12 protein-coding genes and 2 rRNA genes are annotated in these 12,990 nt (G+C 58.9%); 4 read left to right on the forward strand and 10 right to left on the reverse strand.

The annotated features are described in order from the left end of the window. The 3 genes from M2416_RS11485 to M2416_RS11495 all read left to right on the forward strand — a co-directional run. Positions 1-203, forward strand: a 23S ribosomal RNA gene (locus tag M2416_RS11485); the annotation flags it as partial. 198 nt (positions 204-401) lie between these two features. Next, a 5S ribosomal RNA gene (gene rrf, locus M2416_RS11490) occupies positions 402-517 on the forward strand. Positions 518-1,077: 560 nt separating this feature from the next. Beyond that, complete coding sequence (locus M2416_RS11495) at positions 1,078-1,395, forward strand: hypothetical protein (RefSeq protein ID WP_041143863.1); 318 nt, start codon at positions 1,078-1,080, stop codon at positions 1,393-1,395. Between the two features lie 38 nt (positions 1,396-1,433). Here M2416_RS11495 and M2416_RS11500 read toward each other — a convergent pair whose 3' ends face one another. From M2416_RS11500 to M2416_RS11510, 3 genes are read right to left on the reverse strand one after another with little or no spacing between them, the layout of a single operon-like run. Continuing rightward, positions 1,434-2,558: an ABC transporter permease gene (locus M2416_RS11500; RefSeq protein WP_041143864.1), complete on the reverse strand. Its 1,125-nt coding sequence runs from the start codon at positions 2,556-2,558 to the stop codon at positions 1,434-1,436. After that, on the reverse strand, positions 2,558-5,299 hold the full coding sequence (gene rbbA / locus M2416_RS11505; RefSeq protein WP_259224022.1) for a ribosome-associated ATPase/putative transporter RbbA: 2,742 nt from the start codon (positions 5,297-5,299) through the stop codon (positions 2,558-2,560). Before rbbA ends, M2416_RS11500 begins: the two co-directional genes overlap by 1 nt. After that, the gene (locus M2416_RS11510; protein ID WP_128879169.1) at positions 5,296-6,363 is read right to left on the reverse strand and encodes an HlyD family secretion protein; all 1,068 of its coding nucleotides are present in this window, start codon (positions 6,361-6,363) and stop codon (positions 5,296-5,298) included. Before M2416_RS11510 ends, rbbA begins: the two co-directional genes overlap by 4 nt. Positions 6,364-6,770: 407 nt before the next feature. Here M2416_RS11510 and M2416_RS11515 point away from each other — a divergent pair, with 407 nt between their 5' ends. After that, positions 6,771-8,171 (forward strand): GGDEF domain-containing protein, encoded by a 1,401-nt coding sequence (locus M2416_RS11515; protein ID WP_259224024.1) that lies wholly within the window; start codon positions 6,771-6,773, stop codon positions 8,169-8,171. Positions 8,172-8,232: 61 nt separating this feature from the next. Here the strand turns inward: M2416_RS11515 and trpS are convergent, their stop codons facing one another. From trpS to cutD, 7 genes are all read right to left on the reverse strand, one after another. After that, positions 8,233-9,240: a tryptophan--tRNA ligase gene (trpS, locus tag M2416_RS11520; RefSeq protein WP_076946511.1), complete on the reverse strand. Its 1,008-nt coding sequence runs from the start codon at positions 9,238-9,240 to the stop codon at positions 8,233-8,235. 206 nt (positions 9,241-9,446) lie between these two features. Next, entirely contained in the window at positions 9,447-9,776 is a 330-nt protein-coding gene (locus M2416_RS11525; RefSeq protein ID WP_041143869.1) for a DMT family transporter, read from the reverse strand. A gap of 16 nt (positions 9,777-9,792) precedes the next feature. After that, positions 9,793-10,194 (reverse strand): DMT family transporter, encoded by a 402-nt coding sequence (locus M2416_RS11530; protein ID WP_259224029.1) that lies wholly within the window; start codon positions 10,192-10,194, stop codon positions 9,793-9,795. A gap of 14 nt (positions 10,195-10,208) precedes the next feature. Continuing rightward, entirely contained in the window at positions 10,209-10,895 is a 687-nt protein-coding gene (locus tag M2416_RS11535; protein ID WP_259224031.1) for a hypothetical protein, read from the reverse strand. Between the two features lie 12 nt (positions 10,896-10,907). Next, complete coding sequence (locus M2416_RS11540) at positions 10,908-11,534, reverse strand: phosphate propanoyltransferase (RefSeq protein WP_041143872.1); 627 nt, start codon at positions 11,532-11,534, stop codon at positions 10,908-10,910. Next, a complete protein-coding gene (locus tag M2416_RS11545; protein ID WP_259224033.1) occupies positions 11,531-11,962 on the reverse strand; it encodes a BMC domain-containing protein in 432 nt (143 codons plus the stop codon). The genes M2416_RS11540 and M2416_RS11545 overlap by 4 nt, the downstream gene beginning before the upstream one ends. A 12-nt stretch (positions 11,963-11,974) precedes the next feature. Beyond that, a complete protein-coding gene (gene cutD, locus M2416_RS11550; RefSeq protein WP_259224035.1) occupies positions 11,975-12,922 on the reverse strand; it encodes a choline TMA-lyase-activating enzyme in 948 nt (315 codons plus the stop codon). Between the last annotated feature and the right edge of the window lie 68 nt (positions 12,923-12,990).

Genomic DNA, 12,990 nt, shown 5'->3' on the forward strand with positions numbered 1-12,990 from the left:
GCCAATGGCATTGCCCGGTAGCTAAATGCGGAAAAGATAAGTGCTGAAAGCATCTAAGCACGAAACTTGCCCCGAGATGAGTTCTCCCTGACTCCTTGAGAGTCCTGAAGGAACGTTGAAGACTACGACGTTGATAGGTCGGGTGTGTAAGCGTAGCGATACGTTGAGCTAACCGATACTAATGAACCGTGAGGCTTAACCTTACAACGCCAAAGCTGTTTGGTGTGATGAATTTGAGAGATTTTCAGCTTAGATACAGATTAGCGAAAACGAAAGAGTTTACGCTGAGGCAAGGCGGCAAGCGCAGGAAAGGAAGGAGCATACTGAAGTATGTGACTGACTTTACAAGCGAAGGCAACGCAGCATCAGGGTAAAATATTCGTTTTGAGCACAAGAATTTGCCTGGCGGCAATAGCGCGGTGGTCCCACCTGACCCCATGCCGAACTCAGAAGTGAAACGCCGTAGCGCCGATGGTAGTGTGGGGTCTCCCCATGTGAGAGTAGGGAACTGCCAGGCATCAAACAAACAAAGAAACCTCATGCGAAAGCATGGGGTTTTTTTGTCGTCTGCGGTTTAAGGAAAAACGGCCGGACGCCGCCCGGATCGGGCGCTGCGCAATCCGGGAATATCCAGCGGCCAGCAATCAAACCATCCCCTGAAACAAACAATGGCCTCACGCCGCGCGGGCCTCCCCCCGCAATCCGTACTCTTCTGATAAGAACAGTCCCTTCGCACCCCTGATGCTATATTTAAAATATAAACCAGCTATGTTTTAAATATAAAACCACGGTTTTTAATTAATTCTCTGAATATCTTTAATTCACTCCTGAATTATATTTAATTAATATTATCAATTATTTACAAAATAACGCTTCGCTATTCCAGACGTAAAATCGTAATAACTGGACTTTGCCAATCAAATGATTTACTGTCCTTAACACTTTGTTAACTTGATCGGGTTCGGATTAACCGAATTGTGATATAAAATATCAAGCGTACTGCCGATATTAATGCCTGTTTCGGTCACTCCCGGGGCTAAATAACCCCTGTCACCGGGTGGCAATATGAGAATATAAATGAAAATCCTGCTTGGCTGGCCCCCTTTGCGCCGGCTCACCCGCTACGTACAAGAACGCCTTACCTTTTTGGTCCTGCTCTGCTGGCCGGCAATTATCTGGCTGGCGTGTCGCGTCTGCGTCTGGCTGGCCGATAGCGCCTATATGCTGATGGATAAGCCGTTAAGCGACTCGTTTACCGTCTATCTGCAGCCGCTGATGACCTTCGGCACGCTGGTCCGCATCTCGGTGAGCTGGGTCGTGCTGCTGTTCATTCTGTTTAGCATGGCGATGGGCTTTACCTGGCTGCTGCGCCGCGTGATAAACAGCAAAAAATAGTCTACCGGCCGCCTAAGGTGACGGCCGGTACGGCTCATTCACGCCATCGCGCCGATGGTCTTACGAAAACGCAGCAGGGCGATGGCAAAAAACGCTGCGCCAATCGCCATCAGGGTTAAAAACTGCGGCCAGACGATGGCAAATCCGGCACCGCGATACAGAATCGCCTGCGCGAGGCTGACGAAGTGGGTGGTTGGCATAGTTAACATAATATCCTGTACTGCCTGGGGCATGCTTTCCCGCGGGGTTGAGCCGCCTGAAAGCATCTGCAGCGGCAGCAGTACGAGGATCATCAGCAGCCCCAGCTGCGGCATCGAGCGCGCTACTGTCCCCATAAAGATCCCGATGGAGGTGGTTGCGAAAAGGCTCAGGGCCACGCCCAGCATAAATAGCGGGATCGAGCCTTCAATCGGCACCTGCAGCACCCCCTGAACCATCAGCAGCAGCGAAAGCCCGGAAACAACCAGCACCACCAGCCCCATCGACCAGATTTTTGCCAGCATAATTTCAAACGGCGTCACCGGCATAACCAGCAGGTGCTCGACCGTGCCGTGCTCCCGCTCGCGGATCAGCGCCGAGCCGGTCAGCACGATCGCCAGCATGGTGATGTTGTTGATGATGGCCATGACCGCGCCAAAGCGCTCCTGCTCAAGATTGGGGTTAAAGCGCATGCGCACCGCCAGCTCGACCGGCAGAGTGGCGTTATCCCGATAGCGGGCAACGAAGCCGTTCACCTCCCCGCTGATAATATTCTGGATATAGCCATTGCCGGTAAATGCCTGGCTCATCCGCGTGGCGTCGACGTTAACCTGTATTTCCGGCTGCCGCCCGGCGAGCACGTCGCGCTGAAAGTTGGGGGGAATATTAATGGCAAAGGTATAGTTCCCGGCATCCAGACCGGCATCCATCTCATCTTCGTTAATCAGCTCCGGCGGTAAAAACCACGGCCGATAAAAGCCGTTGATAATACGCGAAGAGAGCTGCGATTTATCCATGTCGGCAATCGCCACAGGCGCCAGATGCAGCGAGCCTGGCATCACGGTCGCAGAGGAATAGACCGACACGGTAAAGGCGAAGAGGATTAAGGTCAGCATCGCCTTATCGCCGAGCAGGCTGCGCAGCTCCTTGACGCCGAGATTATAAATATTGCGTAATCCGCGCATCATCCCTCCTGTTTTTTCAGCAGCCACACGCTGAGGCCGAGCACCAGCGGAACGGCAATCAGCAGCGGTATAAAGGACGCCCACAGATCCGTCAGGCTCAGGGCTTTTGAGAAGGTGCCGCGGGCGATGGTCAGAAAATGGCTGGTCGGGTAGATCTGACCAATCCAGCGGCCGGGCCCCTCCAGCGACGCGACCGGGTCAATCATGCCGGAAAACTGGGTGGCCGGTATCAGCGTAATAATGGCGGTGCCGAAGATGGCCGCAATCTGGCTTTTCATAAAGGTGGAGATCAGCAGCCCCAGCCCGGTGGCGATGGTGACATAGAGCAGCGCCGCCAGGGTCAGGGTGAGAAAGCTGCCCTTATGCGCTACGCCAAACACCAACACCGACAGCGCGCACAGCAGGAAAAAGTTAAACATTCCCAGCACGATATAGGGCAGCTGCTTGCCGAGCAGAAACTCGCTGCGGGTGGTCGGGGTGACGTACAGATTAATGATTGAGCCAAGCTCTTTTTCACGTACCACGCTCAGCGCGCTGAGCATCGCCGGGATCATCATCAGCAGCAGCGGGATCACCGCCGGAACGATGGCCGGCAGGCTTTTCACGTCCGGGTTATAGCGATAGCGCGTCTCGATGGATATCAGCGATGTATCGCGGGCGGGAGAGGCCTGCCGCCCGGCCATCTCCTGTAGCCATGCCAGATGCATGGCCTGAATGTAGCCGCGCACCGTCTCGGCACGATTAGGCATGGCGCCGTCCACCCAGACGCCAATTTTCACCGGCGTACCGCGGGCAATATCGCGGCCAAAATTAGGTGGGATTTCAACGGCCACGGCCAGCTCGCCGCTGCGCATCCGCCTGTCCAGTTCGTCATAGCTCTGCAGCGGCGGCTGCTCAATAAAGTAGCGCGAGCCGGCAATATTCTGCGACCAGCCCTGGCTGCTGAGGGTCTGGTCGCGATCGAGCACCGCGAAGCGCAGATCTTCCACGTCCATGCTGATGCCGTATCCCATGATGAACATCAGAATAACGGTACCCAGCAGGGCGAGGGTCGATCGTACCGGATCGCGCCGCAGCTCCAGCGCTTCGCGCCGGCTGTAGCTAAAGAGCCGTCCAGGGCTGAACGCCTGCTGCGCCGCCGTCGTCACGGACGAAGCGCTAGCCGGCGGAACGGGCGCTGTTTCAGCAACGGGCTGCTGAGCATCCTGCAGCCAGCCGATAAACGCCTCTTCAAGCGTTGCCGCACCGCGCCGGGCCACCAGCGCCTGCGGGCTATCGCTGGCCAGCACCTTCCCGGCATGCATCAGCGAAATACGATCGCAGCGCTCGGCTTCGTTCATAAAGTGGGTCGAGATAAAAATGGTCACCCGATCCTGACGGGCGAGATCGACCATCAGCTGCCAGAACATATCCCTGGCGACCGGATCGACGCCGGAAGTTGGCTCATCGAGGATCAGCATTTCCGGGCGATGGATCACCGCCACGGCGAGAGAGAGCCGCTGACGAATGCCCAGTGGCAGAGAAGCGGGCAGGGTATCTTCGACCTCCGTTAACATAAAGCGCTGGCTCATTTCCGCCACCCGAGCGGGGATCTCGCCATCCGGGATGTGGAACAGGCGGGCGTGCAGCTCGAGGTTCTGCCTGACGGTCAGCTCGCTGTAGAGGGAGAAGGCCTGCGACATATAGCCGACGCGGCGGCGGGTTTCGATATCCTTCGGATCGACCGGCTGACCGAATAGCCAGGCTTCGCCTTCGCTGGCGGGCAGCAGGCCGGTAAGCATCTTCATGGTGGTTGATTTACCGCAGCCGTTTGAGCCGAGGAAACCAAAAATCTCGCCGCGGGCGATGCGGAGATTTACGCGATCGACCGCCACGAAGCTGCCAAAGCGCATGGTCAGGTCACGGGCCTCAATCGCGATGTCATCATCCTGCGCGCTGCGCGGCGGGATGATCACCTCTTTGTGCGCCTCGCGCTGGGCTGCCGGCAGCAGGGCGATAAACGCTTGCTCCAGCGTCTGGCTGCGGGTTTGCGCTTTGAGCTCTTCGGCGCTGCCGGTCGCCAACACTTCCCCGGCGTTCATCGCCACCAGCCAGTCGAAGCGCTCCGCTTCTTCCATATAGGCCGTTGCCACCAGCACGCTCATCTCCGGCTGGCGCCGGCGAATGCTGTCAATCAGCTCCCAGAACTGGGCGCGCGAAAGCGGATCGACACCGGTGGTGGGCTCATCAAGGATCAGCAGCTGCGGATCGTGGATCAGGGCGCAGCACAGGCCGAGCTTCTGCTTCATCCCGCCGGACAGCTTCCCGGCAGGACGGTCGCGGAAAGGGGCCAGCCCGGTGCTGTGCAGGAGCTCATCGATGCGCTTCTCGCGCTCGGCCTTGTTGTGACCGAATAGCCGGGCAAAGAAATCGACGTTTTCATACACCGACAGGGTGTGATAGAGATTTTTGCCCAGCCCCTGCGGCATCCAGGCGATTTTGGGGCAGACATCCCGCCGATGCCGGGGGTCGCGCATATCGCCGCCGAGGACCATTACGTTGCCCTGTTCAATCGCCCGCGCCCCGGAAATCAGCGACAGCAGGCTGGATTTGCCGACGCCGTCAGGGCCAATCAGGCCCACCATCCGACGGGCGGGAATGCTTAGCGTGATATCCCGCAGCGCGACGGTGGCGCCAAAGCGCTGGCCAACGTGTTCCAGCAGGGCGACCGGTGGGTAAGTATCCTGCTGAGAGCCTCTCATTGCGGCAACCTCACCGTGAGCGTATCGGGCCAGGCCTGCTGGCTATCCAGGCGAACGTATGCCATGCCGGGCAGGCCGGTTTTGACATACTCCAGGTGCTGCTCCAGCAGCTCCGGCGGAATGCGGGCCTTCACGCGGAACATCAGCTTCAGGCGCTCATCGCTGGTTTCTACCGTTTTCGGCGTAAACTGCGCGACGCTGGCGACAAAGCTGATATGGGCGGGAACGACCATGTTTGGCGCCGCGTCCAGCACGATGCGCGCCTCGCTGCCCAGCGCCAGCAGGCCAGCCTGCTCGGTGGGCAGGAAGAAGGTCATATAGACATCGGAGAGGTCGACCATATTCAGCACCCGGCCGCCGGCGGCCAGGACTTCGCCCGGCTCGGCGACGCGATACTGAATTCGGCCATCGCGCGGTGCTTTGAGCTCGCTATCGTCGATATCGGCGAGGATGCGTCGCTCCGTCGCCTGCGCGGCATCGACGCGGGTTTGTGCCTGAATAATGCTGGTGCGGGCGGCTTCAATTGCCGCCCTCGCCGCAGACACCTGGGCTCTGGCGGATTCGAGCGCCGCCCTGGCGCTTTCCGCTGCCGCCTGGTCATCGTCGAGCTGCTGGGCCGAAACCGCGCCGCGCTGCGACAGCGCGCTGGAGCGCACGTGCCGTTTGGCGGTGGAGTTGAGCTCCGCCTGCCGCTGTTTGACCACCGCCTCGGTGGCGCGCATTTCGCTTTGCCGCTGATCCAGCAGCGCTTTCGCGGCGGCGACCGCGCTTTCAGCCTCTTTGATCTGAGCGGCGGCCTCGAGGCGCTGTTCGTTAAGCACCCGAATATCCATCCGCGCCAGCACCTCGCCCTTGCGAACGAACTGCCCCTCTTTGACCAGAATGGCGTCGATGCGTCCGGCGGTTTTGCTGGCGATATCCACCTCGGTGGCTTCGATCCTGCCGTTGCTGCCGGCAAAACCCTGCGGAAGTCCCGGCGGACGCAGCGCCCATACTATCAGGGCGGCGATGACCGCCAGCAGGCCGACAAGGCACCAGGCCCAGTGCTGTTTGATTTTGTCCATACGCTACTCGCTCTGTTCCATATTGCTGAGTGATGCGCGTTTCTGTCCTCCGCCATACGGAGCATTCTCTCTTTGAAAGACAGGGGAGTGGAGGGGCAAGGCCGACCGGCGCGCGGATCCAGCTGCGCGGCAAACCGGTGAGAAAGATGTGCTACGAATGTGGTCATCATCAGCAATCCTGGCCTTAAATGAAACACGCATAAATATAGCTACTGTCTATGGGATACTAGCATTTGTATTGAGTATGTCCATACGATAAGTGTGGGGTATTGACGCCGCGTCGCCAATCGCCCGCCGCGGCCTGGCGTAAACGGCGGTTGCTGCATTTTCAATCTGGTTGGTCATAGCTAACTGTTGTATGATCTGCGGCCCTGAAAAGAGACAAACGTCAGCGAGTGCTTTATTCAATGAAAGATGAAAGCAAAAAATATATCGCGGTTATTTTTAAGGAATGGCTGCCGCTGCACGACGGCCTGACGCCGGAAGTAAAGGCGGTGCTTAATAATATTGCCGCCGAGCAGGCTGAAGCGCTGGCGGCCCGCTTTTATGACTTTATTTTTCAGGACCCGGATATTGCCAGGCACCTCACCTATGACCTGGTTCAGGAACGTCTGAGCCGCTCGCTGGCCGGCTGGGTCAAAGATATTTTGACCTGCGAGAGGGACGGCCTGCAGGCGCTGGCGGAGCGGCAATACCATATCGGCAGCATTCACTCGCGGATCGGCATTCCTGCCGAGGCCGTGCTGCGCGGTGCCAGGCAGCTCAAGGCCGGAGTTATCGAATATATTCGCGACAGCGCGATAGACCGCCAAACCGGCGTGGCCGCGATCTACTATGCGATTATGGCGTTTAATATGGCGATCGAGATGATGTGCCATGCCTACACTCTGTCGCACTATCGGGCCACCAAAAACGAAGAGGCCTATCGCCTGTACAGTCTGATGGATAACGTACCGATGGAGTACGGTAAACAGCAGGCCGCGCTCTCCGGCTGGGAAAATACCGTTATTTTTAATATCGTTAGCGAAAATAAAAACGATATTAACGCCACGTTATTATCTGAATCCGAATTTGGCCTGTGGTTCCGCCATAAATGCGTGCGCTATTTTAATAAGAACGCGCAGATGGAAGAGATTGGCGGATTAATCGCTGAGGTCGATAACCTAATTAGCGGCTGGAAATCAACGGATAGCCATACGGGATATAAAGAGACGCAAAACCTGCTGCAGGGCATTCATATTCATTGCCAGCAGATCGGCAGCCAGCTGGGGGTGATTTTTAGCAGCCTGACGCAAATGCAAAACGGCAAAGACGCCCTCACCAGCCTGCTCAACCGTCGCTATCTGCCGGTGGTCCTCAAGCATGAGGTCACGCTCGCCATCGAGTATGAGCGGCCGATGACGGTGGCGATCGTCGATATCGACCATTTTAAAGAGATTAACGATAGCTGGGGCCACCAGGTGGGCGACCGGGCGATTAAGCACGTTGCCGATCTGCTCAGCGATAATATCCGCTCCAGTGACTATATCTTCCGCTACGGTGGCGAAGAGTTTCTGCTGGTGCTGGTGGAAACCGGTGCCCACGAGGCCCACGTGCTCCTTGAGCGCCTGCGCAAAAATATCAGCCAGCTCGCCTTCAACGTGGGCGGCGAGACCGAAATCGCCATTACCGCCAGCATCGGCTACGCCATCCATACCGGCCACCCTGATTACAACCTGCTGCTGCGCGACGCCGATAGCGCGCTCTATGCCGCCAAGCGCGACGGACGCAACTGCGTGAAGATGCATGAAGGCGGCAGCGGCGGCTAAGCCGTTTGCCGGGTGGCTCCCGCCGGCGAAGCACGATGGCGCAAGCCCGAAGCCTCTTCGCTCAGAACAGTATCGGCAGTCCCAGACCCCGTTTCACCTCATGCAGCGTCTGCTGCGTGAGGCCGTTCGCCCGCTCGCTGCCCTGACGCAGCAGTTCCAGCAGCATGCCTTTATCGGCAATAAACCGCGCCCGTTGTTCGCGGATCGGCGCCAGCAGCGTCTGCAAACACGCCTCCAGCGCGTCTTTACACTGCCGGTCGCCCAGTCCGCCACGCTGATAGTGCGCCTTCATTTCGGCAACCAGCGGCTTGTCGGGGTGGAAGGCATCGAGATAGGTAAAGACAACGTTACCTTCCACCCGGCCCGGGTCGGCAACGCGCAGGTGGTCCGGATCGGTATACATGGCGCTGACCGCGCGATGGATCTCCTCTTCGCTGGCCGAAAGCGTCAGCGTATTGCCCAGCGATTTTGACATTTTTGCGCTGCCGTCAACGCCCGGCAGGCGGCCGACCTCGCTGAGCAGCGCCCTGCAGTGCTGCAGCACCGGCGCCGTCGTCAGGCTATTCATCTTATGTACGATTTCGTTGGTCTGTTCGATCATCGGCAGCTGATCGTCGCCGACCGGCACCAGCCCGGCCTTAAAGGCGGTGATATCGGCGGCCTGGCTGATGGGGTAGGCCAGAAACCCCACCGGCAGCGAGCGGGCGAAGCCTTTCTGCGCAATTTCATGCTTGACGGTGGGATTGCGCTCGACGCGGGCAACGGTGACGATATTCATGTACAGGGCGCTCAGCTCCGCCAGCGCCGGGAGGGCCGACTGCAGGCAAATCGTGGTTTTCTGCGGATCGATGCCGACGGCCAGATAGTCGGCCATCACTTCAAAGATATTGCTGCTTATCTTTTGCGGGTTGCTGCCGTTGTCCGTTAATCCCTGCAGGTCGGCGACCAGAATAAACTGCTGGTGGTCATGCTGCAGCTGCACGCGCTGGCGCAGCGACCCCACGTAATGGCCGAGGTGCAGCGGGCCGGTCGGGCGATCGCCGGTAAGAATGGTGTGGTTTGCGTTCATCAGAAACTCCTTACGATGCGGTTAAGCCGAAAGGCGCTGCTGAGAAATGACAAAGCCGCCTTCCGGCGGCTTTGAAATGGAAACGTGAATCGTGCCGCCTTTATGCAGGCAGCCACCAGCGAAGGGAGCGGGTAACGACAACGTTTCTGTTCATCGGACTATCCTGCCACGAAACGGGCGTCGGGTAAACCCGCGCCCCGCAAGCGTTACATCGTAGAGAAGACGTTCATGATAATGCCGCCGGAGATAATCAGCACCATCGCGAAGATGGCCGGCAGATCCGGCTTCTGCTTGTAGAGGATCATGGAGCAGATGGTGACGCCGACGATACCAAAGCCGCACCACAGCGAGTAGGCCACGCCCACCGGGATGGTGCTCATCGCGCGGGTGAGGGCGAAATAGCACAGCCCGTAGGCGCAGACCACCAGCACCGACGGCGCCAGTTTGCTAAAGCCGTTGGTCTTTTTGATCATCGAGGTACCGGTGATTTCGGAGCCGATTGACAGCGCCAGCCATAAAAATCCGAGATTAAACATATGCTATTCCTTTCAGTTAGTTGGCGATTTTTTTGTCGAGAGGCGTAACCGGCGCGGCGGCGCTCTCCTCGCTGCCCATTTTCGAGAACAGGTTCATGATGACGATGCCGCTGGCGATAACCGCCATGCCGATAATGGCCGCGGTATCCGGATGCTGGCCGTAAAAGGCCATGCCCAGGGTGGAAACGACGAGGATGCCGGTGCCGGACCAGGTGGCATACGCCAGGCCGACGGGGATATCTTTCACCGCGCGGGATAGCGAGTAGTAGCAGGTGCAGTAGAGAACAATCAGCAGCGCGAGCAGCATCATTTTGGTTGAGCCTTCGCTGCTGCCGAACATCTTAAGCGTCGAAGTGGCTGAGGTTTCGGAGAGGATAACCAGCAGCATCCATAGCCAACATTTTGTTTTAGAAGACATAATAAACTCCGGGTCTATTTATTAAGGTAAGGTTCTTTTTTTCTGTTTTTTAAAAAATCGATGGCGGCATCGGTCAGCTCGGCATCGGGCGCGGCGGCTAGCGCCGGATTATTCACGACGTCCGTGACGGTAAGATAACGCCGCGTCGCGTTCACCGGCGGCGGCGCTGCGCTGCCCGACGTCAGCCGCTCCAGCAGCTCGTTCATATCGCACAGGGTGATGCCGCACTCCGTCAGGCGGGCCAGCGTCGCACGCATCTGCCCGGCGTAGGCCGAGCCGGCCGCCGCGCCGTACAGCTGATTGAGCTCGCTGTCGGGATCGCAACAGTAGCGCAGCGCCAGCACCGGCAGGCCGCTAAGCAGCGCCTCATGCAGGCGTCTGGCGAACGGGCTGTGCAGGCTGCCGTTCGCCAGGTCGGCCGCCAGCGGATAGTCGAGAAACGGCACGATCGCCGCGCGCCAGGCCATTGCTGGCAGCGCCTCCTGCCAGGCTGACGGCGGGATGATTGCGCCGGTTTCCTGCCAGCATGCGGCATCCGGGATGCCTTCGTCCAGCGCGATATGCAGCGGCAGCCCGCAGGCCGCCAGGCGGCGACGGATCGCCTGCCGGTAGCCGTCGGCGGCGGTGACCATCACCAGCACCGGCGGCTGCAGCCGGTGGATAATCCGCGTTACCAGGCGTTCGATCTCTTCGTCGGTCATGGCCGGTCTCCGTTAAGCGGGCTGGGTGATGACGACCTGGGCGCCGTTTTTCAGTCCGGCGGCGTTGGCCTCTTCGGTATCGATGTGGAACTCAAGCGCAAAATCATCGCGCACCCGAACCACTACCTCATCAAACGTCAGCCGGCGCTCGCCGTTGCTGCGGACGCTGACCTTCTGCCCGTTGCTGACGTTCAGCCGGCGGGCGTCCTGCGGCGACATATGAATATGCCGCCAGGCGCAGATCACCTGCGAACGAAGCTCAACGTGGCCCGCCGGGCCGATCAGCAGCGCGCTGCCGGCGTTCTCCAGCTGGCCGGACTCGCGCACCGGCGCCCTGATACCGAGAGTGAAGCAGTCGGCGCGGGAAATTTCCAGCTGGCTGCAGGGCCGGGTGGGGCCGAGGACGCGCACCTGGGTCAGCGAGCCCTTCGGCCCGACCACGGTGACGCACTCTTCGGCGGCGAACTGCCCCGGCTGACGCAGCGGCTTCAGCGGGGTTAGCGCGTAGCCCTTGCCGAACAGCGCCTCGACATCCTGCTGCGCCAGATGAACGTGGCGGTTAGAGATGCCGACCGGGATCTCCGGGGCGACGCGGCTCAGGCGGGCGGCAATTTTTTCATGGAGCAGAGCGTCGATCATGCCTTCTTCCCTCTCCTCTGCGCGGCGTTTTTATCTTCCGCCTGGTCCGCTGCCGGCTGTGTGGCGTAGGGCGCGGCCGGCTCTTTTTCTTGTGGCGGGAGCGAGGCGTCGGCTTTAGCCGCCGGCGCCTCGGCCTGAGCGGCAGGACGCGACGGGCGGCCTTTTAATTTACCCAGCGCATCGACCACGCTGCGTTCCGGACGGGCGATGGCCAGCGAGCCGACGACCTGGCCCGCGGCGACGACCTCGACGCCGCGCTCAATCGCGGTGTGGATGGCGCTGATTTCGCCTTCAAAGCAGACGCTGACCAGCCCCGAGCCGATTTTACGGTAGCCGATGCAGCTTACGCCTGCGGCTTTGCAGGCGGCGTCGACGGCCTGAATGGCGGCGACCAGCCCTCGCGTTTCAATTACGCCTAAACTTTTCATTGTCAGCTCCTGTTAATGGCGGACTAAACGAATATCAAAATCAAACTGCGCGAAGAACGTTTCCAGCTGGTCTAACTCTTCGGGCGAATAAGACGGGTCCTGAGTAATCGGGTACGGCATATCCAGGCGTTCATATTTTTTACGCCCCAGCTGGTGGTACGGCAGCATATCGATGCGGCGGATATTTCCGCGCTTCGCAAGGTTTTGTACGTAATCAATGGCGCCGGTAATGGCTTCCCAGGAGTCGTTATATCCGCGCACCAGCGGCATCCTGACAATCACGTTGGCGCCGGAGTCCACCAGCCACTCCAGATTGCGGCGGATCCCTTCGTTGCCAATGCCGAATAACGCTTTATGGTGCGCGCTATCGATCTGCTTAATATCGAATAAGAAGGTGTCGGTGACCGGCGCAAGCTTCTGATAATTAGCCAGCGGGGTGGTGCCCTGGGTTTCGACAGCGGTATTGAGCATCATCTTTTTGCATTCGCTAAATAAGGCGACGGCAAAATCGGTCTGCAGGCTCATTTCGCCGCCGCCGATGGTCACGCCGCCGCCGGAGGCGATATAAAAATCGTAATCCTGCATGATTATCTCCATCAGCTCGCTGACGGTGACGTCTTTCCCCATAATATCCAGCGCGTTCTGGGTGCAAATCTCTTCGCATTTACGACAGCCGATGCAGTCCTTATTGCGGTCGACGAAGTGCTTCATGGCGCCGTTTTCTTCCGCCCGGTAGTGAATTCCCGCCGGACAGACGCTGACGCAGTCGCCGCAGTTAACGCATTTGTCCTGCGAGAACATCACCTGAAACTGGCTGGTAAGCCCTTCCGGGTTCGCGCACCACGGGCAGCGGATATTGCAGCCTTTGAAAAAAACCAGCGTGCGAATACCGTCCCCGTCGTAGATCGAATACTTCTGTATATTGAAGATGCGCCCGGTTAATTCTTGTGTTGCGATCACGCTTGCCTCCTCCTCGCCCTCCGGCAGGCCGCAGCAACCTTATCTGCGGCCCACCCTCGGTGAAGAAC

The sequence above is a fragment of the Klebsiella sp. BIGb0132 genome, from assembly GCF_024810075.1.
Classification (GTDB): domain Bacteria; phylum Pseudomonadota; class Gammaproteobacteria; order Enterobacterales; family Enterobacteriaceae; genus Klebsiella; species Klebsiella terrigena.